The sequence below is a fragment of the Paenibacillus sp. NPDC058174 genome (assembly GCF_042883865.1).
Taxonomy (GTDB): domain Bacteria; phylum Bacillota; class Bacilli; order Paenibacillales; family Paenibacillaceae; genus Pristimantibacillus.
Genome location: NZ_JBHVUY010000007.1, coordinates 127,038 through 150,379, shown reverse-complemented (window position 1 = coordinate 150,379; position 23,342 = coordinate 127,038). Strand labels below are relative to the sequence as shown.

Sequence of the window (23,342 nt, the reverse complement as noted above, 5' to 3'; positions counted from 1 at the left end):
ATATAACGGATGGGTGACCGTATTGGAATTAATAATCTGGTTGGATTTTGCTATTTTCCTTGTGTTACTAGGATTATTCTTCTACGTGTTTGCGGCTAACTCTATCACGGTTCTCCATAAAATCTATTTGGTCCTTCACTTCGTATTTATGGTGTGGCCGTTATTTCAGTTTATTTCGCAAACCGCGATTGATCCGAACTACAAGTTGTTTTATTTAATAGGCGCGTATGTCGCTCTCTCTTTGCTCGGCGTTGGCTGGTTCGTCTTTATTGTCGTTCTAACCGGACAAGCCAAGGTGATCAGAATGAAGAGTATTATTTTGCTGTCTATTCCCGGCATTGTATCTGCTCTTGCTGCATTAGCCAATCCCGGCAATATGTTTCTTAACATTAATTATAGTACGGATCCAAACGGGCAGCTCGAGAACGGGCCTCTCTACTGGATGATGATTGTTCAAGTATTGATCTATCTGTTTATTTCGGTGTTCATTATGGTGTACACGCTTCGCAAAGAAGTGACTTCCCGTCATAAGACGCTTGTCCGGACGGCGATGACTACCGTCTTCCTGCTTATTTTATTCGGCATTGGCGATTTGCTAGTGAACATCGTTTTTATTGATTCCTTCGATAGCTATTTTCCTATCATTTCTTGCGGTATGGCCATTTCGACAGGATATCTGGCGCATGCGATCACGAAGCATCGCGTCTTCAATATCATTCAAGTCGTGCAGCGCGACATTATGAATACGATGTCTACGGGCATTATCGTATTGGATGATAATGATATCGTCATTGATATCAATAAGGCGATGCGGCCCGTTATTCGTCTCAAAATCGGCGACAGCTTCAATCCGGAGGTGCTGGCCTCACAGCTTCCGAAGTCAGCGGCAAGGGATTTTAGGAAGTTTTTTGAAGAGCAGCATGAGAAGCCGCTGGAGCGGATGGAGGTAGAGATTGCGCTTCATTTGGAGCAATCCAGCTACATCGTCATTCAATCCGCGCCGATCTTGAATCAAAACAAGAAAAAGCTGCCGATTGGCCGGCTGCTGACTTTCCATGACGTAACGCAGCTTCGCATTCTGCTGGATGAGACCAACACGCAAAATGAGCTGCTTCATGATCGCAACCGCGAGCTGATGATTATGCAAGAAGAGCTTTCCCAAGCGAATAAGAAGCTGCAAAGTATGGCAATTACGGATAGTCTGACCGGCTGTTTTAACCGCCGCTACCTGCTTCAGCAGCTGGAGCAGGAGGTAGCGATCAATGTTCGCAAAGGCATTCCTTTCTCGATTTTCCTGTTCGATATCGATTTGTTTAAATCGATTAACGATCGCTTTGGGCATTTGGCCGGAGACGAGGTGCTGTGCGGCACGGTTGATGCAGTCCGCAGCATGCTGCGGCTTACGGACATTCTTGCACGTTACGGAGGCGAAGAGTTTACGGTCTATCTGCCCCATACAAACCGGGAGCATGCCGATCTGATTGCGGACCGGATCAAGGAAGCGGTTGAGCATAACGTGGTAAGAACCGGCAATGGCGATCAGACGGTATCGGTCACGATCAGTATGGGCGTGGTCTCCATTGAGCAGTTCGACACGAAGGTGCTGGACGATCCGAAAGCTTTTCTTCGTGAATTATTATCGCAAGCCGACGCTGCGCTATATGAAGCGAAGTACAATGGACGCAATCGCATCGTCAAGCGGAAGCTGGCTTAAATCCGCTGCCTCTCCGACAGCGAATTAGTTGCGAAGATTCCAACGAATGCTTCATCCGAATATTAGAAACCCTCGCTTTTTTTGATAAGCGCAGGGTTTTTTTGTTTTTTTAAGAGAGGTTACTCTACTGTTGTGGAAATATCGTCAGCAGGACTTTTGAATCAGGGTAGCGCAGCGAAAATTTGATCAATGCAGTTGAAAAAACGACATAATTGTTCTCGACAGCCGGAGGAGATGAAACGGCGCCGGCTTTTTTTCGATGCCGATTTGTCTCTTGGATTGCCGTAAAATAGCACAATCTATCGATTTCCCTACAAAATGATAGAGGAAAGCTGGTGATGTATAGAAGAAGGAGAGATGGTCAGTCCCATTCGAATCTGCTAAAATAGATTCATTCCGGTAAGCGCTAGAAAACGATCGAAGGCGGGAACTATCTAATGAGAAAAGTGCAAATTGGATTGGTCAATCCTGGAGACAAACTCGCCAAGCCCATCTTTCAAGACAATGGGAGCGTTCTTCTTGGCGAAGGAGTCGAACTGAGCGAACGTTTTATAAATCGGCTGCAATCACTGGGAATCGATTTTTTGTTTATCGAAGATGGGAAGACAGAAGATTTAATTCCGGAAGAAACAATCAGCGACGAAACGCGCAGGCAGGCTGCTGATGCGATTTATAAAACGATGAATTCATTTAAGGACTTTTCGCCCATGAAGGGAAGGGCTATCGTCCCGGATCTCGGGAGAACCTTTCGCAACGTGTTTGGCGCCATTATGACTGATTTGTCGACGAGACCCAACGTGCTCGTCAATCTGACAAGCATACATACGACTGACGCCTATTTGTTCCAGCATACCGTTAACGTTGCGGTGTTGGCCGGGGTGCTCGGCATCGCCAAGGGCTATAACCGTAACCAGCTGGAGGAGCTCGGTATCGGTGCTCTCATGTATGATATCGGGATGTCCAAGGTTCCGCAGGAGCTGCTCAAAAAACCTGGAACTCTGACGAAGGAAGAACGTTCAATCGTAGAGAACCACACGAAAGACGGTTTTGATATTTTACGTAAATATCATGATATCTCGATCGTTTCCGCTCACTGTGCGCTGCAGCACCATGAGCGATACAACGGATCGGGCTATCCGCGTGGCCTGCAAAAGGACGAAATCCATATGTATGCGCAAATCGTCGCGATCGCCGACGTCTATGATGCCCTGACTTCTCCTAGGCCGCACCGTAAACGATATACTTCGGCTGAGGCCATCGAGTTTTTGTTTGCGGCAGGCAATACCTATTTCGATTTTGATTTGATCAAGCTTTTTTGCCGCCACATTTCCATTTACCCGGTGTCGACGACGCTGCTGCTCAGTTCCGGGCAAACCGCGGTTGTGGCTGTGAACAGCGAGCTGGCGCTCCACCGGCCGCGCGTGCGCATTATTCGTGAAGCGGATGGCAGCGAGCCGGCGCAGCCTTATGACTTGGAGCTAAAGGACGAGCTCCATCTGATGATCGTCAAAGAGCTGTAAATAAAGCTTCGACACAGAACTCCCTCTATCAGCTGCAGCCTGCTGCTCTTGATAGGGGGATTTGCTTTATAGGCCGTTTCCATATCTCCGCTCTTAAGGTAAAATAGAAAGAAAAGGCCGATTCTGGGAGAGGGAGAAGGTTTCATGAGTGAGCATCATCAGCATTTAAAGCTGCCGAAGCTTGAAGTGCTCCGCCGCATGCTTTTTATTACGTTAGGGGCGGCGCTCGTATCGGTAGGACTTGAAATCTTTCTCGTGCCGAATCATATCATTGACGGCGGCATCGTTGGCATCTCGATTATCATTTCGCATTTGACCGGTTTGCCCCTTGGCATCTTCCTCTTTTTACTCAATTTGCCCTTCCTGGTACTCGGCTATAAGCAAATAGGGAAGACGTTTGCGATGTCGACACTGTATGGCGTCAGCGTGATGTCGCTGGGCACGTTTCTGCTCCATACGGTTCCTCCATTGACGGAAGAATACGTGCTGGCGACTATTTTTGGCGGCGTTATTCTCGGCATCGGCGTGGGGATGGTTATCCGCTTTGGCGGCTCGCTGGATGGCACGGAAATTATTGCGATTTTGTTCAATAAGCGGCTTCCTTTTTCAGTAGGGGAAATCGTGATGTTCTTTAACCTTTTTATTCTGTGCAGCGCCGGATTCGTATTCGGCTGGGACCGGGCGATGTATTCGCTTGTGGCCTATTACATTGCATTTAAGATGATCGATATTACGATCGAAGGCTTCGAGGAGTCGAAGGCGGTATGGATCATTAGTGAGGACTCGCAGGAGATCGGCGCGGCTATTATGAGCCGGCTGGGCCGCGGCGTCACTTACTTGCATGGGGAAGGCGGCTTTACAGGAGGCAAGAAGCGGGTCATCTTCTGTGTCATTACGAGGCTTGAAGAGGCGAAGATGAAGTCGATCGTACATGAGCTTGATCCCGTTGCATTTCTTGCCGTCGGCAATATTCATGATGTGAAAGGCGGCCGCTTCAAGAAACGGGACATCCATTAGCGGCTGCGAAGGAGACAAGAGCAGTGGATGAATTTGCAAGCATCCGCCACTGGACGGCGGAGAGGCAAAGCACGGAATGGCAGCGCAGCCGCGGTGTCGTGCTCGGAATCGGCGACGATGCGGCGCTCGTAGACAGTAATTTTTCCATTGCGGACATTAAGGGACCGTATGAATGGGTCATGGCGATGGATACGATGGTAGAAGGCGTTCATTTTGCAGACGCGACGATGGAGGAAGAGGATATCGGCTATAAGGCGCTGGCCGTCAATATTAGCGATATTGCTGCAATGGGCGGCATCCCGCTTCACGCGCTCGTATCCGTAAGCGTGCCGAAGTCGTTCGGGCCGGAGCGAATGCGCCGGCTGTATGACGGGCTGTATGCTTGCGCGGAGCGTTATGGCGTAGCGGTCATTGGCGGCGATACGACATCGTCGCCGCAGCACTTGGTCGTTGCGGTGACGGTGACGGGAGCCGTCGAAGCCGGGCGGGCGCTGCGGCGTTCCGGCGCGAAGCCCGGGGACGCCGTCTTTCTGGCCGGGCCGCCGATCGGCATGTCGGCCGCCGGCCTGCATGGCATGCTCGCGCAGCAAAGCGGCTCGCGGGTAGAACTGCCGGCGGCGCTTGTGCAAGCGCATCGCCACCCGGAGCCTGGCGTACGAGCTGGCCGGATGCTTCTTGAGCGCGGGAGCTGCCATTCGCTCAACGATGTGAGCGACGGGCTGGCCAGCGAAGCGTGGGAAATCGCCGAGGCTTCCGGCCTGGCGATTCTATTACATGAACGCAAGCTTCCGCGCAGCGGCAGCATGGCGAGCTATGCCAGCCGCGCTGCCGTTGATCCGCTGGAGTGGATGCTGTACGGCGGCGAAGACTATGCGCTGCTCGGTACGATAGCGGCATCTGATGCCGAGGCGGCTCAAGCCGCTTTTCATGCAGAAGGGCTGCCCTTCTACATTGTTGGAGAAACGGAAGCAGGTGAGCCGGGCGTGCGTCTTATTGAAGCGGAGACAGAGCGGGCGGTGCCGCTTGCGAAACGGGGCTTTAATCATTTTGGCTGATGAGCAGGTGGTTGATAGATATGAGCAAGCTTATAGGACAGGCTGTCATTCATGTGAAAGATGAGCGGGAAACGGCGGAATTGGCCGAAGTGCTGGCAGGTATGTCTGCTCCCGGCTCGATAATAGCGCTTGATGGCGACTTAGGCGCGGGCAAAACAACGTTCTCGCAATATTTTGCAAAAGCGATTGGTGTAAAGGGAGTGGTGAACAGCCCTACTTTTACGATCATTAAGGAATATGAAGGCGCAGCGATGCCCTTTTATCATATGGACGTTTACCGGCTTTCAATGGAGGAAGCGGATGAGCTTGGCTTGGACGATTACTTTTACGGCAATGGCGCGACAATCGTGGAATGGGCCAGCTTGATTGAGGAGCTGCTTCCGCCTGAGCGGCTCGATATTTATATCGAGCATGAAGGTGAAGCGGGCCGCCGTTTCCGACTGACAGGCATTGGAGAGCCGTACGCTGCATGGTGTGCGGCTTTGGACGAGATAGGAGCAGGGAAGAGCGATGACAGAAACTAAACAACTTCCGGTATTGGCATTTGATACGTCAACTGCTGCGATGTCGGCAGCAATTCGAGCGGGCGAGCAGACGCTGGGCGAAATTCATTCTTTGGCAGAGAGGAACCACTCGGTTCATATCGTTGTCCATTTGAAGCAGCTGCTGGAGCAATGCGGCTTGAAGGGGCAGGAGCTTGGAGCAATCGCTGTCGGCAATGGTCCAGGATCTTATACGGGGATGAGAATCGCCGTAGCTGCGGCAAAAACGCTGGCCTGGGTATGGAAGAAGCCGCTAATCGGCATTTCCAGCCTGGAGGCGCTGGCGTATGGCGGAATTCATCAATCGAATGAAGTAAAAGCTCCGGCTGGCGCGCATTGGATACTGCCGATTATGGATGCACGGCGGGGTCAGGTGTATACAGCTGGCTTTGCGATGAGTGCAGAAGGACAATGGAGCCGTTTTGCCGATGACGGTGTTCGGCTTATGAAGGACTGGGTTGATACGATCGCTGAACTGCTGGCAGATGAAGCCGGCCAAAACCCGGTGGCGATTTCGATTTGCGGTGATCTGTCTCTTCATGAGGCTGAGGCTTTGCGGTTGAAGCAAATTTGCGCAGAAGCAGGCATTGCGACCGAGGTGCTCTTGCAGGCTTATGAGCTGGAAGGCCGATGGGTTGCGGAGCTGGGACAGCAGCGTTTAATTGCTGGACAGTTCGACGATACGCATACGTTTACGCCAAACTATACGCAGTTGACGGAAGCGGAAGTGAAGCTGAAGGAAAAGCTGGCTGAACAAGCCAAACGTATGGAGGAAACGGTAGAATGAGAAAATCTGATATAGACGGGAAGGTTCTCTTCCGGCCGATGGTACTGGAGGATATCGAGCGGATTGTGGCTATCGAGGAAGAGGCATTCGCTACGCCTTGGACGGCGGAAGCGTTCCGCAACGAGCTGTTGAACAATATGTTCGCCAGGTATGTCGTTATGGAATGGAATGACCGGATTATCGGATATGGCGGCATGTGGATCATTATGGACGAAGCTCATGTAACGAATATAGCCGTCGAAGCGGACTGGCGCGGAAAAGGGCTGGGCGAGCGGCTGATGGATCAGCTGCAGCGCAGAGCCGTCTACTATGGCGCGGCAAAAATGACGCTTGAAGTGAGAGCTTCCAACATGATCGCCCAAGGTTTGTATGGAAAGCTTGGCTTTGAGCCTTCCGGCATAAGGCCTGCTTATTATTCCGATAATCAGGAAGATGCAATTATTATGTGGGCGGAGCTGACGGGCGGCATACAGAACAACGATGAGGTTGAGGCGGAGGATCAGGGACTGTGAACGGATTAGAAAATAGTAATGAGAGCAGCAATAACGAAGGCATTATACTCGCAATCGAGACAAGCTGCGATGAAACTTCCGTAGCAGTCATTAGGGATGGAAGTCACATCGCTTCGAATGTTATTTCCAGCCAGATCGAGGTTCATGAGCGCTTTGGCGGCGTGGTGCCCGAGATTGCTTCGCGGAAGCATGTCGAGGTTATTACATTGATGATTGAACAGGCACTGGAGGAATCCGGCTATGGGCTTGACGAAGTATCGGCTGTAGCGGTTACCCAAGGTCCCGGACTTGTAGGCGCCCTGCTGGTCGGGATCGTAGCGGCAAAAAGCTTGGCGATGGCACTTGATGTGCCGCTGATCGGCACGCATCATATCGCCGGACATATTTATGCGAATCAGCTCGTTCATGAGCTTCAGTATCCTTGCATGGCGCTCGTCGTATCGGGCGGCCATACCGAGCTTGTTCTGCTGGAGAGCGAAGGCTCCTTCCGGATGATCGGCAGAACCCGCGACGATGCCGTAGGGGAGGCGTATGACAAAGTAGCGCGTGCGCTCAAATTTCCGTATCCCGGCGGGCCGCATATCGACAAGCTGGCAATGGAGGCTGAGCAGTCCATTACACTGCCGCGCGCTTGGCTGGAAGCCGGCTCCTATGATTTCAGCTTCAGCGGCTTGAAATCAGCGGTGCTTGCCGTCATTAACCAGACTGGCATGAAGGGCGAGGAGCTCAACAAAGCGGCGCTCGCTAGAGGCTTTCAGGAATCTGTCATCGAGGTGCTCGTTGAAAAAGCGCTGCGCGCCGTGCGTGAATTTGGAGCTAAGCAACTGCTGCTATGCGGCGGAGTAGCGGCCAACCGCGGGCTGAGAGAGGCGCTGACGGCAAGATGCGACAAAGAATCGGTGCCGCTGCTCGTGCCTCCGCATCGTCTGTGTACGGATAATGCGGCGATGATCGGTGCCGCGGCTTATTTGAAGTGGAAGCGCGGCGAGTATACACCGCTGGATATGAAAGCCGAGCCTAACTTTTCGCTGGAGGGCTGGGCAGCTGGCGGAACGATCTAAAAAATATGCAGTCAATGTGAATTGACAGAATACTTTTCGGCGAATATAATAAGCAACAATACTTCAATTCTATACTTTGCAAACGCAAGGAACAGGATCAGTAAGGTTTATCCGGGTAAAGAGAGCTGCGGGTTGGTGCAACGCAGTCGAAGGAGACCTGAAACTCGCCTGGGAGCGGAATGACGGAGGCAAGAGCTGACCATGGCAGCTTAAGCGCGTACGTCGTTACGGTTAACCCCCGTAATCGGGTGCGCATCGACTGACATCCGGAGTTGGCGATGTGCCTAAGGTGGACTTACGAGCCTCTGCTATTTGAAGCATAGCGTTCGCAGTCAACAAGGGTGGTACCGCGCAGGACATAACAGCCTGTCGTCTCTTGAATATAGAGACGACAGGCTTTTTTTATTGTCTTGCGAGCAGCAGGCAAGGAAGTATCAGGCGGTAATGCCTGAAGTAATGAGGGAATCCCTCCCTCAACTCAACTGACAAGAATGATAGGAAACTACAATCCCATACACATAACGCTAGGAACAGGAATAGTAGGACAATGGAGCGGAAGCACGGCAGTGAAGACAAGGTTATCCTTGAATAAGCTGCCTCAGAGAGCTGCGGGTCGGTGCGACGCAGTCGAAGCTTAGGTCTGAACTCGCCTGGGAGCGGAATGGTGGAAAGCAGCAGCAATTGCTCGTACATCATTACGGCAAGCCTCCGTCATCGGGCATCAAGCGGGTCTGGAACTTTAGTGCGTTCCGGCCAATTAGAGTGGTACCACGGCGGATCAACAACCTGTCGTCTCTTTCCAGAGACGGCAGGTTTTTTGTATTCAGAACATTCAAAGAATTCAATAAACGGAGGTTTTTTAAGATGAGTGAAACGATGAATAAGGGACAAGAGATGAAAAAAATTCAAATTTTTGATACGACTTTACGTGACGGCGAGCAGTCCCCGGGCGCATCGATCGATCCAGAGCGGAAGATCATTATCGCCCGCCAGTTGGGCAAGCTGGGTGTTGACATTATCGAACCGGGTTTTGCTGTATCGAGTCCGGGCGAGTTTGCTGCTGTTCAGCAAATTTCGCGTGAGCTGCAGCATGTAGAAATTTCCGGTTTTGCCCGCATGATGAAGGTGGATATTGATGCCGCAGTCAAGGCAACGCAAGATGCCGCAAGAAGAAGGCTGCACCTGTTCATCTCTTCCTCGGACATTCATCTGCAGTACCAGCTGCGCAAGTCCCGCGCCGAGGTCGTGCAGATTGCGAAGGAAATGATTGCGTACGGCAAGCAGTTCGTAGATGAAATCGAGTTTTCCGCAATGGATACGACGCGCTCCGACCGGGCGTTTGTCATTGAGCTGGTCGAAGCGGCCATTGCCGAGGGAGCAACAATTATTAATCTGCCGGATACGCTTGGTTATGCGCTGCCGGATGAAATGGAAGAGCTGTTCCGGTCCGTTCGGACGCAAGCGCGCGGAGGCGAATTGGTTCGTTACAGCGCCCATAATCATAATGATCTGGGTCTCGCGGTAGCGAACAGTCTGGCGGCTATTCGCGGAGGAGCGACGCAAATTGAGGTTACCGTCAATGGCGTCGGTGAACGTGCCGGCAACTGCTCGCTCGAGGAGCTGGCGATGATTATTGAAACGCGGAAATCGGTGCTGCAGCTGGAGACAGGAATCCAGCAGCGTGAAATTTATGAAACGTCCCGGATGGTCAGCCATGCGATGCATTATCCGATTGCTTACAATAAGCCGATTGTGGGCCGCAACGCCTTCCAGCATGAATCCGGCATTCATCAGGACGGCCTGCTCAAAAACCGCAATACGTACGAGATTATGGATCCGGAAGCGATGGGCATATCCCGCAGTATGATCATTCTGGGACGCCACTCCGGCCGTCACGCCATTAAACACCGTCTCGCTGAATATGGTGTCGATGTTGCCGATCATGAGCTGACAGCAGTATACGACCGCTTCAAGGCACTGGCTGATGAGAAAAAAATCGTCACCGACGATGAGCTCATCCGCATTGCAGGAGAGACGACGGCAACTCAGCCTGACCCTTATGTACTGGTCGACCTGCAAGTGCTGGCCGGCAGCCATAAATCAAGAATTGCATCGGTAACGGTTAAAAATAGTGCACAAGACGAGGAACGATCCTATACAGGCATGGGTGGAGGGCCGCTCGAGGCGGTTATCCATTGTATTCAACAGGCGATTCCGGTTGCAGCGGAATTCGAGGATCTGGAGCTTCATTCGCTGTCGACAGGAGAAGATGCGCATGGTGAGGCAGTCGTCACGATTGTAAATAACGGCGAGCGATTCCGCGGCACGTCGATCCATAAGGATATTATTTTCGCCGCCGCACAGGCCTATGTTGCAGCTTGCAATCAGGCAGTTATGACCGGGAACAAACGAGGTACGATAGCAAACACCGCCGTTTAGATCTTTTTGCTGCAAATAACTGGTATTATCCACAATAGGGAAGCTATCTGTGGATAATGGTGGAAAACCGTTATGGAATGCGGGTTTTCAGCGGATACGACTGTGTGTGGAAAGTGGACATTTTTTTCACAGCCTTATTGTGAATAATGTTGATAACGTGTATAAGTGTGATCAGCATACAGCTGTTTCCAGTAATTAGCGTCATTAACCTTTACAAATCCTTATTTTTAGGGAAGCGATATCGACAGAATTGACTAACAATTTATCAAGTGATGTGGATAACCCTGTGGATAAGGTGGACAGTTTATGGAAAGCTCTTGCCGGGCGCGGCTTCAGCGCCTTGTGAGAGCTTTCTTTTTTTGCGACGGAAGCCTGCTGGATGATTCGGGGGTGCTTGCGTGACCGCAAAAAGTTTGCGTGGAATCGCACCTAGTATTTCGGTGCAAGATTGCTAGGGATGCGTTAAGGTAGAGTTAATAGAATTGATCAGGCAGGCAGCAGCCGTCAGAAATCGATTCGTCGATTGGTCGGTAAAGAATAGGTTCAATTGCGATTTCCAGCGTGAATGGAGGATTACTACAATGAGAAAGCGGACAGTCATTCAAGTAAGCTCGGTAAGCAAAAGCTATGGGAACAACCAGGCGGTTGAAGAAGTATCCTTTCGTGTGAAGGAAGGAGAGCTTTTCGGAATCATAGGGACCAATGGGGCAGGCAAAACGACGCTGCTGGAAATGCTGATGGGACTGCGGAAGCCGGACAATGGGCGGATTGATGTACTGGGCATAGATGCGATAATGGAAGCGGAGAAGCTGAAGGACTATATTGGCATCTATCTGCAAAGCACGTCCTTGGTGGACAAGCTTACATTGCGGGAAGCGCTGGAGATGTTTCAGTCGTTCTATACGCGGAAAATGGATCTGGACGAACTGATTGCACGGTTCGGGCTGGAGCCTTTTGAGAACAAAATTGTGAAAAGGCTGTCAGGAGGCTGGCAGCAGCGCGCAGCACTTGCGATTGCACTTGTAAACGATCCCAAAATTATATTTCTGGACGAGCCGACAACGGGGCTCGATTGGCAGGCTAGAGCTGAATATTGGTCATTAGTGCTAGATTTGAAGCGTCAGGGGAAAACGGTTGTAATCTCGTCTCATGACATGGGCGAAATGCAGCGTAATTGCGATCGGATAGCCGTATTACGCAAAGGCAGCATTGTAAAATGCGATACGCCGGGAAAATTGATATCGCAAATCCCTGCAGGAGGCTTGACGATGGAGGCCGTTTACGTTCACTTCGCTTACGCAGAGGTGTGACCGCCCCCAGACCTGGAGGAGGGCTTTTTTGAAAAAGGATCAAAGAAACGACATCAAAAGTCCGTCAGTGCATCGTAGCGAGGTTGTCGAAAAACGTATGGAAATGCTGGCAACGCTGCTCGATAAATTGAATGAGGAGGCGATTGCTGAACAAAGACTGCAGAAGGAAAAAGCGGAATCCACCAAATGGAAGGGGAGAAATAAGAGAAGATTTATGCGGGCGGTTGTCGGCATTTTCTTCCATCGTGTAGAATGAAGTCATTCATAAGAAGACGGAGGTTTTCCGATGGAAGATTTTGCGCCGCTTATCAGACAGGAAATGAAACAATTCGCAGTGCGGTATTTCAAGGATGAGAAGCTGCTCTATTATGCGAATCTATTTATGGAACGCAAATTTACCGAACCGATGAAGTTCGGACCGCTTACGGTGCTCCATTACCGGCTGTTCGGCGGTACATCGCCAGAAGCAGCCTGTCGTGCTGGTGCGTCTGTTGAGCTGTTTATTCTGGCTTCGGATATATTGGATGATTTGCAGGATCAGGATGCGCCTCACCAGCCATGGTCGCAGGCGCCTTTGCCGATCGCGCTGCATCTGGCTACTGTATTGATGACGCTGTCGCAGCAAGCGATGACGGAATGCGGACTGGATTCGGGTACGGTGCTGCCAGTTATCGATATGATGAACAAGCAGCTGCTTATTGCAGCAAATGGACAAATGGCCGATCTTGGCAATTTGGCTGCGGATGAGGCCTCTTATATCGATATTGTCAGAAACAAATCAGCGGCATTGCTGGTCCTTGCCTGCATGACCGGAGTCATGCTGACAGGCCGGGAATGGCATGCAGGTGTGGCGGAGTATGCGGAGCAATTGGGCATAGCGGCTCAAATTGAAAATGATAGAAGGGACCTGCTCCGCTGGGACGAGAAAAACGATTTTCTGCAGCGCAAAAAAACGCTCCTGACGCTTTTTTTACTAGAGGACTTGGGAGAAGGGGACAGCTGGGTTGCGGATTACTACGCCGGCAAATTCAATGAGTCAGATGTCTTGGGTATGCAGGCGGAATTTGAGCAGCTTTGTGAGCGGTCGGGTACAATGCTGTACGGCTCGGCTATGTTCAGCCTTTATTTCAACCGGTTCCAGGAATTGCTTGGCGGCATACCGGAAACAGCCGGGAAAATCGACGAAATAATGGCCATTGTGTCGGGAAAAATAGCGAATGCCGGGATACCGCAATGAACATTGCGGTAAATACGAACTAGATTAGCGTTTGCTGTCGATAGAATTCCTGCTATATTAGAATCAGTAATTGATTCTAATATAGCAGGAGGAGATTTTAATGTTAAAAGAAACAATTCGTTCGTTGGCAAGCAATGGATTTGTACTGGGTGCACAACCGCAACTGGCTGGCGTATCCGCAGCTGAGCACAGCGCTCTCCAAGATGCATTGAAGAATCAACAAGAGAAAAAAGGCAACTATCAACTAGCATTCTGGGGCTAGTCCTTAAGCGATAGGATATGATGCAGGGGGAGAAACATGCGTAATATACATATCAAGAGCACAATGACCTTTCTCTTTCTGCTCATCCTGTTGTCTACCTTGCTTTACTTGACTTTGACGGTTGTCAGAGAGCCGTTTATCGGAATGGAAGTCAAAGAAACGTCAGGGAGATATTTTGTAGAAGCGATTGAACCTGCGGGGCAAGCGATCCTTAAAGGGGTAGCAATTGGCGACGAGATTGTCGAAGTGAACGGCAAGGCCGCTACGGAGTATCATTATTTGAACAAGTTTTTCTCGGTTGAGAAGGCTGTGACAGTAATGGTCAAACACACGAATGGCGAGTATGCTCTCGTCTCTTTCAGCAAAGGCTGGAACGGGGAGCATACGGGCTCGGAATTGCTCATTCAACTTTACTTGCCGTTATGCTCGCTAGTTCTATTTACCGGTCTATCTGTGTTCCTGTACCGGAAACGCAAGGACGATCAGGCAGCACTTATTCTGATGATGTTTTTTGTCATTATCGGACTAAGCTACTATTCATCTGCAGCGTCTTATCGCAGCGATTTGGTAGGCTACTCTATTATTTATGTAGCTATCCCGTTTATACCTTCTCTTTTTTTGCTGTTCATGAACAGCTACCTTAAACGGTATGACGTAGTTTTTATCGGCAAGCGATGGCTGATCTCTTTATTTGCCATTTCAGGTATCGTGCAATTGAGCTGTCTGATCTACGTATGGACAGAGATGATTCCGAGCAACGTTTTCGTATCCATTCGCACGGTCTATTATGGTACTTTGCTGGTCGGCAATTTCCTTTGTATTCTGCTGTTGGTCAAAAAGTATTTGTACCACAGGCATACGAAGCTGAACTCCTTGTTCAAAATTACGCTGACTTCGCATATTGTGGCGTTTACTCCGTTTACGGTGATGAACGTATTGCCGCTTTTTGTTGGAAGCGCACAGTTTTTACCGGCAGCATTTACTGCACCATTCTTATTTGTATTGCCGGTTGTCTATTTCTACTTGCTCACTTCCAATCAGCTATTTGACATTGACTTCATCCTTACGAGGTTTAAATACTATACGTTTCTGGCCTTGCTGCCTTCCGTCCTCATTACCTTTGGTGTAACGGCGGTTATGAAGAGCCAATCCAGCATGTCCTGGATCATGTTTGTACAAACCTTTGTGATCGTCTATACGGGGGTAACCCTTTTCTTGTATATCAAGGAACAGATCGATCATAAGTTCCGGCCTAAGCTATTCAAGGCTATGTACAGCTATCAGGACAGTCTGGACCGCTTCTCCCGTAAAATCGCGAGAGTAATGAAGCGAGCGGACTTGGAGGCTGTGCTTCGCCAGGAACTCAATGAGCTGCTGCCCGTCAGCCGAATCGATTTTTTGCTTGTCGATCAGACGGACTCCGTCGTGAAGCCAATTGGCGACACACCTGAAGAGCAAGGAACGGCGATTTTCCTGCTGCAAGTAGCAGACACGCTGAAGGTAGGCGAGATGGTAGAGCTGCCGCATGGACTTGGTCTAGTAATCGGCAGGCAGCGTTCGAAATACCATGTCGTATGGATTGGTTCCAAAACCAATCATACCCGCTTCAACTCGGACGAGCTCCGCTGGTTGAAAACAATGGCGAACTATGCCAGCATCGTGTTCGAGAATCTCTACTTAATTGAAGGGCTCATCGAAGATCTGGAATCGGAAGTCCGGAAGGAACAGACGACAGCACCGTGGGTGCTTCGCCTCTTATTCTGTCTTTCCGAGAATGAACGCCGCAAGCTTGCAGCTGATCTGCATGATTCTGCGCTGCAGGATCAGCTGCTGTGGTACCGCAAGCTGGAATCGGTCATTATGGACCATCCAATGTCAGACAAGCTGGGACATGAGCTTGAAGATATCAAAGAAGGCCTGCTTGACGTCATTCACCAAATTCGTGAGACCTGCAATGAGCTTCGTCCTCCATTGCTTAAGGAGATGGGAGTTGTCGAAGCGGTAGAATCGATTGTGGAGCATTCGCAGATGCGGGACAACTTCGCTATTGATTTCCGTCCGAAGACATTCCATCAGCCGCTCAATGAGGAGCAAATTACAGCGATCTACCGGATTGTTCAGGAGCTGCTGCGCAATGCAGCCAAGCATTCTCATGCTAATCTGGTTAACCTGGAGCTGGAGCAGAGAACGGATGAGATTTACTTCCGTTACAAGGATGACGGCAAGGGCATGGATGTTGATTATATGAAAGCGTCTTTCGAGCATATGGGATTATCCGGCATCAAAGAAAGAGTTGCGAGCCTAGAAGGAGAAATTTCATTCCGATCGAAGCGTGGAGAAGGTCTTGAAGTTGTTATTAGTTTGCCTGAAACGATGACAAACGGCCGATCGGAAAGGGGTTTACTGCGTGATTCGTATCTTATTAGTTGATGACCACCCTTCGGTAGGCGAAGGCACCAAAACGATGATTGAACAGGATCCGGAAATGAAAGTAACCGTTGTGCTTTCTGCGATGGAGGCTCTCGAAGTCGTTAATAACGAATCTTTCGATATCATATTATGCGATTTGAACATGCCGGGAATTAGCGGTTTGGAACTGACGAAGCGATTGATCCAGCAGGTTCCGGACCGCAGGGTGCTCATCTATACCGGCTATGAAATTAGCACCCACTTTAACCTATTGATTGAATGCGGCGTATCTGGCTTTATCTCGAAGACAGTTTCCCGCGAACAGCTTCATAATACGATTCGTTGCGCCATGCGTGGTGAAGCGGTCATTCCAATCTCGCTGCTGAAGCAGCTTCGGCGTAATGAAGTCAAGATTACACGGGCGGAGAAAGCAATCGAGGAAGTTTCGATCAATGAGCGTGACCAAGATATACTCCAGGAAGTTGCGAATGGCAATAGCAACAAGGATATCGCAGCAAAGCTGCATATGAGTCAGCGGACGGTTGAATATAATCTTACCCGTATTTTTGAGAAACTAAGTGTCCGATCCCGGTCGGAAGCGATTGTGGAAGCAAAAAGGCTCGGCTTAATTCGAATGGAACAGTTTTAATTGCATCCTAACTTTTGAGAATACGATCACTCTGTTGATTTTCTACGACGGAATGACATTCAAATATTCTAAGTAAGGGATAACTTCCTTGGCTTGTCCATTGAAGCATCGTATCCCGGCAGTAATGGCAAGTGCCAGTCCAAGCAAGCAGCAGTACCCTAACGATGGTTTCCCTCTCAATGCTTACGCTTTTATAGCGTAAGCATCTTTTTATGGAATAAAAAACGGACCCGTTTGGTCTAGTGCAACCAAAGACGAGTCCGTTATCACAATCAAGCTGGATTTGTTCTGCTATTCACTAAGCTGTTCCCATTCCTCGTAGGCAGTTGCCAAAGCGGTGCGATGTTTGTCGATTTGAGCTTGAATTTCTTGAATGCGCATATAGTCGTTAAACACGGAAGGGTCAGTTAGCTGAACTTCCAGCTCAGCAATCTGCTCTTCCAGTTCGCTAATGGTCTGCTCGGTTTGCTCCAGCTTGCGTTGCCGGGAGCGCTCCTCGCGCTTGGCTTGTTTATCAATCTCGTAAGAGCTGGGCGCAGCAGCTGACGTCTGCTGTTTATTGGAGGCAGCAGTCAGCTTAGCAGCCGCTTCCCGGCGTATTTCTTCAAGCTCGGCTTTTTTCTCGATCATATCGTCGTAATTTCCTAGGAAATGTTCAGTGCCGTTTGGCGACAATTCGACAATACGTTCAGCCATTTTGTTCAGGAAATACCGGTCATGAGATATAAATAACAGCGTTCCTTCAAAATCAAGCAGGGCAGCCTCCAGCACCTCTTTACTGAACAAATCGAGATGGTTGGTCGGTTCGTCTAGAATGAGAACATTCGCTTGCAGAAGCATGAGCTTAGCTAGTGAGACTCTCGCTTTCTCGCCGCCGCTAAGTGAACTGATCCTTTTCAATACATCTTCACCGCTAAACAGAAAGCTTCCGAGCACTGTGCGAATACGAGCTTCCTCCAAGTGCGGATACTCGCTCCATAGTTCCTCCAGCACCGTGTTAGAAGGCGTAAGGCCGGTCTGCTCCTGATCATAGTAGCCAAGCTTGACGTTGGAGCCCCATCGCACAGTGCCGATTGTAGGCTGGCGTTGTCCGACAAGCACTTTAAGCAAAGTTGATTTTCCAATGCCGTTTGGTCCTATGAGTGCAACCGTCTCGCTTCGTTGAAGCTGGAAGGATACTTGATGGAATAATGTGCGTGTCTCGTCGAATTTTACCGACAAATCGGCGACATCAAGCACATCTTTTCCAGTATGCCGTTCAATTTGAAATGTAAAGTTCGCTTTCTTCAAGTCGCCTAGCGGTCTATCAAGCACATCCATTTTATCTAACGCTTTACGCCGGCTTTGCGCGCGTTTTGTCGTCGAGGCTCGTACGATGTTTTTTTGAATGAATTGCTCCATCTTAGCAATCTCATCCTGCTGCTTTTCGTATTGCTTCAGCTCTGATTCGTATTCCGCTGCTTTTAGTTCCATATACCGGCTGTAGTTGCCGGTGTAACGTTTGGCAGCGTGCCGTTCGATCTCGATGATCGTGGTCGCCAGCGCATCGAGGAAATAACGGTCATGGGATACGACGAGAATGGCGCCGGAGTAGCTGCGCAAATAACTTTCAAGCCATGTCAGCGTTGGAATATCCAAATAGTTGGTTGGCTCATCAAGCATGAGCAAGTCAGGTGATTGCAGTAAAATGCGGGCAAGTGCGAGACGTGTTTTTTGTCCGCCGCTCAAGGTTACGATTCTTGTATCGGAAGGAAACTCGCCAAATCCCATGCCGTGAAGGACGCTGTTAATGCGAGTATTGATTTCAAATCCGCCTTGCTCGCGGAACCAGTCCGAACGGCGGGCATAGCGCTCGAGAACTTCTTCGTACCTCTTTGGCTGATTATGCAGCTCAGGATCGGCAATTTGCTGTTCGAGCTGACGGAGTTCCTGTTCCGCATCCAGCAAATGGGCGAAGACAGCGCGCATTTCTTCTTCAATGGTCCGATCAGATTGCAGGCCGCTGTTTTGGGCTAAATAACCGATCCGTGTTTCTTTGGCTTTATGGATGGCGCCGGAGTCAAAGCTTAACTCCCCGGCAATGATTTTCAGAAGGGTAGACTTGCCTGCGCCGTTAACACCGACGAGCCCGATTCGCTCACGTTCGAGCACCTGCATGGATATATCTTGCAATATGACATCGATGCCATAGCTTTTACGAATATTCGACACTTGAAGCAGCATATCAACAATACCTCCACCAAATAATGGCAAGATGCGGGGATGCTTGCCGTTTCATTCTATATTACCACAAACCGCCGTCAACATTGGCGAAAGTTGCATAACAATGGTAAACTACAAGTAACGAAAAGGGAATGACGGGAAGGCTGAGACAAACCGATGGACGAGCAATTGAACTTGGCTGCCGGCCCAGACAAAAACAAGCTGCGCCAGAATATGCTGGCGGCACGAAACGGCTTATCTGCGGAAGAACGTGTGGAGAAATCGGCAGCGGTATGCCGGTATTTATCCGAATGGCTGACAGAAAAGTCTGCTAAGCGCATAATGTGCTATGCGCCGTTTCGATCCGAGCTGAATACGAGACCTCTTATGGACTGGGCTTGGCAATCGGGGATAGAAGTCGTGCTGCCTAGAAGTGAGCCTGCAGATCGTTCAATGACACTCCACCTTGTTTCGCAGTGGGAGGATTTGATACCGGGAGCTTACGGTATTTTAGAGCCAGACCCTGCCGCCAGCCCAGTGCTTGCACAGAAGGAGTGGCCGAGGATTATTATCGTTCCAGGTGTAGCATTCGACCGGTATGGCGGACGTCTCGGTTATGGCGGCGGTTATTACGACCGGTTTGCCGAGCGATTAGGGCATGAGAGCGTATGGATGGGGGCCGCCTTCGACATCCAGCTCATGGATAGGGAGATGGAGAAGCTGCCGATGCAGTCCCATGACAAGCGTATGGACGGTCTCGTTACAGAAAGCGGCATGTACGTATTTTGAGCGGAGAAATCAATATAACGGGGTGACCATGATGGACTTGACGCATTTCAACCAACAGGGCAGGGCTAAAATGGTCGATGTAACCGAGAAGGAAATTACCTCTCGCACCGCGGTCGCCCGAACGAAGGTTATGATGCATGAGGAAACATTAAATCGCATCAAGCAAGGAAAAATTGGGAAGGGCGATGTACTCGCCGTATCCCAGGTTGCTGCCATTATGGCAGCCAAAAAAACATCGGATTGGATTCCGATGTGCCATCCGCTGCCGTTGACGGGCATAGACATCCAATTTGACGATAATGGCAAGGATGAGCTTTACATAGAAGCGACGGTAAAGACAACTGGGAAGACCGGTGTTGAAATGGAAGCCTTAACGGCCGTTTCCGCTGCTGCTCTGACCGTTTATGATATGTGCAAAGCGCTGCAGAAGGATATGATCGTCGGGCCAACTTATTTGGTTTCCAAAACGGGCGGGAAAAACGGCGATTATCGCGTGGACAGAGAAAAAGAAGAAGCCTAGCAGCTTGTCAATGAGCCGGGACGGGAGGAATGGATATGTTGGATTGGAAGGTTGCGATACTGACAGCAAGCGATAAAGGCTCGCGCGGCGAGCGTGAGGATACGAGCGCGCAAGTCATTCGCGAGCTTGTAGAGGAAGAACTTGGCGGGGAAATCGTCGATTATCGGATCGTCCCTGACGAGCAGGATGAAATTATGGCCGCCATCATTGAAATGACCGAATATTATCAAGCGGATCTCGTATTGACGACCGGCGGAACAGGGCTGGCGGCTAGGGATATTACACCGGAGGCAACACTTAAGGTTGTAGACCGGTTAGTACCTGGTCTGGCTGAGGCGATGAGAATGGGTGCTCTGCAAAAAACGCGTAGAGCGATGCTCTCACGCGGAGTTTGCGGCATTCGCGGACAAACGCTGATCATTAATCTGCCGGGAAGCCCGAAGGGTGTGCACGAGGGATTGATGGCGATTATGGATCAGCTCCCGCATGCTTTGGAGATCGTCTCTGGCAGATACGGGGAGCACAGTGAATGAACGACAGCAACGAGATGAGCAGCAGAGCAGGAGGCTCGGTTTTGGTCGAGGTTCCAGTTAGGGAAGCAATCGGCATGAGGCTGGCACATGATCTGACTCAGATTTTGCCTGGAAAATTTAAGGGGCGGCTGTTTAAAAAGGGTCATGTCGTGATGGAAGCGGACATACCGAGCTTGCTCGATATTGGCAAAGAGCATATTTATATTTTGGAGCTTGGTGCTGGAGAGCTTCATGAAGATGATGCTGCGGAGCGGATGGCTCAAGCTTTGACAGGTGATGGCATTGCAACGACTGAGCCGCATGAGGGCAAAGTCAATTTGAAGGCTGTCGGGCTGGGTTTGGCCTATGTGGATGAGACGATCGTTCGCGCGATTAACGATATCGGCGAAATTGCGCTTGCCACGGTGAAATCGAATACGGTGCTGCAAGCTGGCAAGTCTATAGCCGCGACGAGAGTGATACCGCTCGTAGTCGATAAAGCAAAGGTAGAAGCCGTAGAGAAGCTGGCGGCGGATTACCGTGCTGCTAATGGCGGACAAGCACCGATTAGGGTTGAACCTTTTCGCAAGCTAAAGGTTGGTCTGCTGACGACTGGAGGGGAAGTGTTCTCCGGCCGGATTCAGGATAAATTCGGACCGGCTGTTCACGCCAAAATCGAAGCATTTGGCTCGGAAATCGCCGAGCAGCGCTTTGCTCCTGATGATCGACAAATAATTGTCAAGGAAATACACTATTTGCTAGAGCAGCGTTATGATATGATACTGGTAACAGGCGGAATGTCGGTAGATCCCGATGATCGCACACCAGGGGCAATCAAAGCGTCAGGCGCGCGAATAGTCAGTTATGGAACGCCAATGCTGCCCGGATCGATGCTGTTGATGGGATACATAGGAGAAGTTCCGATTATGGGCTTGCCAGGTTGTGTGATGCATGATCCTTATACATCATTCGACGTGCTCCTGCCCCGTATTCTAGCTGGGCAAACGATCGTTCGTAATGATATTGTTCAGATGGGCTACGGAGGTTTGCAATCGTAATTCATTGTAGATGTATGAAAGACAAATTTGGAGGTGGAATGTAATGTCAGGAATTGGAACGACAGGCGTTATCCTGCTCGTGCTCGTCGCTTTGCTGCTGTTCGGACCGAATAAGCTGCCGGAGCTGGGCCGCGCTTTTGGCCGCACGCTGAGAGAGTTTAAGGCAGGTGCCAAAGATATTATGGGTGACGATGATCAGAAAGATAAGAGCAGCAAGCGGGTCGATGTAACCGAGAGGGAACATAACGATTCGAACAACAAGCGGCTTCCGGACTAACCGGGCCCGCTTTTTTTGCTGAAAAGGAGGCTATTCAGATGGGAACGTCGCAGCGCGAAGCTTCCGAAGAGCCCTTCGACAGGAAGCGGATTCAGGAAGAGGGGCTAATGCCTCTGTTGGAGCACTTAGGCGAGCTTCGCAAACGAATCATCTATATGCTGATTATTATCGTAATTGGTATGGTGATCGGGTTGGTAGTCGCAGATCCAGCCTATACTTTTCTAATGAAACAGGAGCCGGCGAACGGATTGTCGCTGCATGCCTTCTCTATGTGGGACGGCATCGGCATGTATATGAAGTTTGCGCTCGTAATCGCACTTATTTTAGCGATTCCGTTTACGGCTTATCAGCTTTGGGCTTTCGTAAAGCCGGCGCTTAAGAAGAATGAGCAGCGGGCAACGCTCAAATACATACCGTTCGCGTTATTTATGTTTCTGCTCGGGCTGGCATTTTCGTATTTTGTTGTGTTCCCGCTCGCATTTCATTTTACAAGAACGGTATCGGCTAATTTGAATTTAGAGGAAACGATTGGCATTACCCAGTATTTTTCTTTTATGTTCAGTATTTTAATTCCGATCTCGCTGTTGTTTGAGCTGCCGCTTGTCATTATGTTTTTGACGGCTATTCGTGTGCTGAATCCGATACGGCTGCGCAAGCTTCGGAGATTGGCGTACTTTATTATGATATTTATCGGAGTTGTCGTTACACCTCCTGATTTCATATCGGACATACTGGTGGCGATCCCGCTCATTCTTCTTTATGAATTCAGTGTGTTCTTATCCGCCATGGTGTATAAGAAGCAGCTTGCGAAAGACAAGCAGTGGGAAGATGATCAGGAAGATTAGTTTGTATGCAGTGCTGAGAATGGAGATCCTCTGATGGAGGAATGGTAAGACTGTCGAGATGCTCGACAGTCTTTTTTGTTGTAACTTGAACACGGCTAGCGCCGGGCTCGCTGTGCGTTTCGGTTCATTCTGCCATTCTTGATTCCATTCTCACATCGTATACACGGTGAAAATGAAGCGAATCGTCAAAAAGTCATCATGAACTCGAAACACTCCGCTTACCCTGTCGCATCGCACAACATGATCACAACAACAAAAACAACATAGCAGGCTGCATTCCTTTTTTTATCTGTTGATTTTGAAGATGGGGTTTATCTCAAGCTTCACTCTGTAGTCGAAATTAGCGAAGCAAGTTCGCAATATAACGAAGGCAAGTTCGCAAATCATGGGGAAAGCAGCCGAATCCCGGCCACGCTCCAGCATTAGCGAAGCAAGTTCGCAATATAACGAAGGCAAGTTCGCAAATCATGGGGAAAGCAGCCGGATCCCGGCCACGCTCCAGCATTAGCGAAGCAAGTTCGCAATATAACGAAGGCGAGTTCGCAAAACATGGGGAAAACAGCCGGATCCCGGCCACGTTTCAGCATTAGCGAAGTGATTTTCGCAATTGGAGAAGCTAGGTTCT

General features: G+C 49.9%; 23 protein-coding genes. 21 read left to right on the top strand and 2 right to left on the bottom strand.

The annotated features are described in order from the left end of the window. Positions 1–61: 61 nt before the first annotated feature. From ACFVVF_RS24985 to tsaD, 8 genes are all read left to right on the top strand, one after another. The gene (locus ACFVVF_RS24985; RefSeq protein WP_387815333.1) at positions 62–1,714 is read left to right on the top strand and encodes a histidine kinase N-terminal 7TM domain-containing diguanylate cyclase; all 1,653 of its coding nucleotides are present in this window, start codon (positions 62–64) and stop codon (positions 1,712–1,714) included. Between the two features lie 437 nt (positions 1,715–2,151). After that, positions 2,152–3,234, top strand: a complete 1,083-nt coding sequence (locus ACFVVF_RS24980) for an HD-GYP domain-containing protein (RefSeq protein WP_387815331.1) — start codon at positions 2,152–2,154, stop codon at positions 3,232–3,234. 144 nt (positions 3,235–3,378) lie between these two features. Then, complete coding sequence (locus tag ACFVVF_RS24975; RefSeq protein ID WP_387815329.1) at positions 3,379–4,251, top strand: YitT family protein; 873 nt, start codon at positions 3,379–3,381, stop codon at positions 4,249–4,251. 23 nt (positions 4,252–4,274) lie between these two features. Then, positions 4,275–5,306, top strand: coding sequence for a thiamine-phosphate kinase (thiL, locus tag ACFVVF_RS24970; protein ID WP_387815327.1), 1,032 nt, complete (start codon positions 4,275–4,277; stop codon positions 5,304–5,306). 20 nt (positions 5,307–5,326) lie between these two features. Then, a complete protein-coding gene (gene tsaE / locus ACFVVF_RS24965) occupies positions 5,327–5,830 on the top strand; it encodes a tRNA (adenosine(37)-N6)-threonylcarbamoyltransferase complex ATPase subunit type 1 TsaE (RefSeq protein WP_387815325.1) in 504 nt (167 codons plus the stop codon). Further along, on the top strand, positions 5,817–6,635 hold the full coding sequence (gene tsaB / locus ACFVVF_RS24960) for a tRNA (adenosine(37)-N6)-threonylcarbamoyltransferase complex dimerization subunit type 1 TsaB (protein ID WP_387815323.1): 819 nt from the start codon (positions 5,817–5,819) through the stop codon (positions 6,633–6,635). Before tsaE ends, tsaB begins: the two co-directional genes overlap by 14 nt. Beyond that, a complete protein-coding gene (gene rimI, locus ACFVVF_RS24955) occupies positions 6,632–7,147 on the top strand; it encodes a ribosomal protein S18-alanine N-acetyltransferase (RefSeq protein ID WP_387815321.1) in 516 nt (171 codons plus the stop codon). The genes tsaB and rimI overlap by 4 nt, the downstream gene beginning before the upstream one ends. Next, complete coding sequence (gene tsaD / locus ACFVVF_RS24950) at positions 7,144–8,208, top strand: tRNA (adenosine(37)-N6)-threonylcarbamoyltransferase complex transferase subunit TsaD (RefSeq protein WP_387815319.1); 1,065 nt, start codon at positions 7,144–7,146, stop codon at positions 8,206–8,208. The genes rimI and tsaD overlap by 4 nt, the downstream gene beginning before the upstream one ends. Before the next feature lie 97 nt (positions 8,209–8,305). Here the strand turns inward: tsaD and ACFVVF_RS29230 are convergent, their stop codons facing one another. Then, positions 8,306–8,464 carry a hypothetical protein gene (locus ACFVVF_RS29230; RefSeq protein ID WP_483875033.1) on the bottom strand — a complete coding sequence of 53 codons (159 nt, stop codon included), beginning with the start codon at positions 8,462–8,464 and terminating at the stop codon, positions 8,306–8,308. A 638-nt stretch (positions 8,465–9,102) separates the two neighbouring features. Here ACFVVF_RS29230 and ACFVVF_RS24945 point away from each other — a divergent pair. The 7 genes from ACFVVF_RS24945 (at position 9,103) to ACFVVF_RS24915 (ending at position 16,514) form a co-directional block, all read left to right on the top strand. Further along, positions 9,103–10,647 carry a 2-isopropylmalate synthase gene (locus ACFVVF_RS24945; protein WP_387815429.1) on the top strand — a complete coding sequence of 515 codons (1,545 nt, stop codon included), beginning with the start codon at positions 9,103–9,105 and terminating at the stop codon, positions 10,645–10,647. A 581-nt stretch (positions 10,648–11,228) separates the two neighbouring features. Further along, positions 11,229–11,957: an ABC transporter ATP-binding protein gene (locus tag ACFVVF_RS24940; protein WP_387815318.1), complete on the top strand. Its 729-nt coding sequence runs from the start codon at positions 11,229–11,231 to the stop codon at positions 11,955–11,957. Positions 11,958–11,985: 28 nt separating this feature from the next. Next, the gene (locus ACFVVF_RS24935; protein WP_387815316.1) at positions 11,986–12,213 is read left to right on the top strand and encodes a hypothetical protein; all 228 of its coding nucleotides are present in this window, start codon (positions 11,986–11,988) and stop codon (positions 12,211–12,213) included. A gap of 30 nt (positions 12,214–12,243) precedes the next feature. Then, a complete protein-coding gene (locus ACFVVF_RS24930) occupies positions 12,244–13,194 on the top strand; it encodes a polyprenyl synthetase family protein (protein ID WP_387815314.1) in 951 nt (316 codons plus the stop codon). 100 nt (positions 13,195–13,294) lie between these two features. Further along, the gene (locus tag ACFVVF_RS24925; protein ID WP_387815312.1) at positions 13,295–13,456 is read left to right on the top strand and encodes a hypothetical protein; all 162 of its coding nucleotides are present in this window, start codon (positions 13,295–13,297) and stop codon (positions 13,454–13,456) included. Positions 13,457–13,492: 36 nt separating this feature from the next. Continuing rightward, positions 13,493–15,886: a sensor histidine kinase gene (locus ACFVVF_RS24920; protein WP_387815310.1), complete on the top strand. Its 2,394-nt coding sequence runs from the start codon at positions 13,493–13,495 to the stop codon at positions 15,884–15,886. Beyond that, a complete protein-coding gene (locus ACFVVF_RS24915) occupies positions 15,864–16,514 on the top strand; it encodes a response regulator transcription factor (RefSeq protein WP_042170759.1) in 651 nt (216 codons plus the stop codon). The genes ACFVVF_RS24920 and ACFVVF_RS24915 overlap by 23 nt, the downstream gene beginning before the upstream one ends. Positions 16,515–16,805: 291 nt before the next feature. Here the strand turns inward: ACFVVF_RS24915 and ACFVVF_RS24910 are convergent, their stop codons facing one another. Then, a complete protein-coding gene (locus ACFVVF_RS24910; RefSeq protein WP_387815307.1) occupies positions 16,806–18,737 on the bottom strand; it encodes an ABC-F family ATP-binding cassette domain-containing protein in 1,932 nt (643 codons plus the stop codon). Positions 18,738–18,893: 156 nt separating this feature from the next. Here ACFVVF_RS24910 and ACFVVF_RS24905 point away from each other — a divergent pair, with 156 nt between their 5' ends. Genes ACFVVF_RS24905 through tatC form a run of 6 tightly spaced genes read left to right on the top strand, consistent with a single transcriptional unit; the run spans position 18,894 to position 22,717 of the window. Further along, positions 18,894–19,505: a 5-formyltetrahydrofolate cyclo-ligase gene (locus ACFVVF_RS24905; RefSeq protein WP_387815305.1), complete on the top strand. Its 612-nt coding sequence runs from the start codon at positions 18,894–18,896 to the stop codon at positions 19,503–19,505. Between the two features lie 31 nt (positions 19,506–19,536). After that, positions 19,537–20,025, top strand: coding sequence for a cyclic pyranopterin monophosphate synthase MoaC (gene moaC, locus ACFVVF_RS24900; RefSeq protein WP_387815427.1), 489 nt, complete (start codon positions 19,537–19,539; stop codon positions 20,023–20,025). Between the two features lie 38 nt (positions 20,026–20,063). Further along, positions 20,064–20,558: a MogA/MoaB family molybdenum cofactor biosynthesis protein gene (locus tag ACFVVF_RS24895; protein WP_387815425.1), complete on the top strand. Its 495-nt coding sequence runs from the start codon at positions 20,064–20,066 to the stop codon at positions 20,556–20,558. Next, positions 20,555–21,595, top strand: coding sequence for a molybdopterin-binding protein (locus ACFVVF_RS24890; protein ID WP_387815304.1), 1,041 nt, complete (start codon positions 20,555–20,557; stop codon positions 21,593–21,595). Before ACFVVF_RS24895 ends, ACFVVF_RS24890 begins: the two co-directional genes overlap by 4 nt. A 43-nt stretch (positions 21,596–21,638) precedes the next feature. After that, the gene (locus ACFVVF_RS24885) at positions 21,639–21,872 is read left to right on the top strand and encodes a twin-arginine translocase TatA/TatE family subunit (protein ID WP_387815302.1); all 234 of its coding nucleotides are present in this window, start codon (positions 21,639–21,641) and stop codon (positions 21,870–21,872) included. Positions 21,873–21,910: 38 nt separating this feature from the next. Then, positions 21,911–22,717, top strand: coding sequence for a twin-arginine translocase subunit TatC (tatC, locus tag ACFVVF_RS24880; RefSeq protein ID WP_387815300.1), 807 nt, complete (start codon positions 21,911–21,913; stop codon positions 22,715–22,717). The last annotated feature ends 625 nt before the right edge of the window (positions 22,718–23,342 follow it).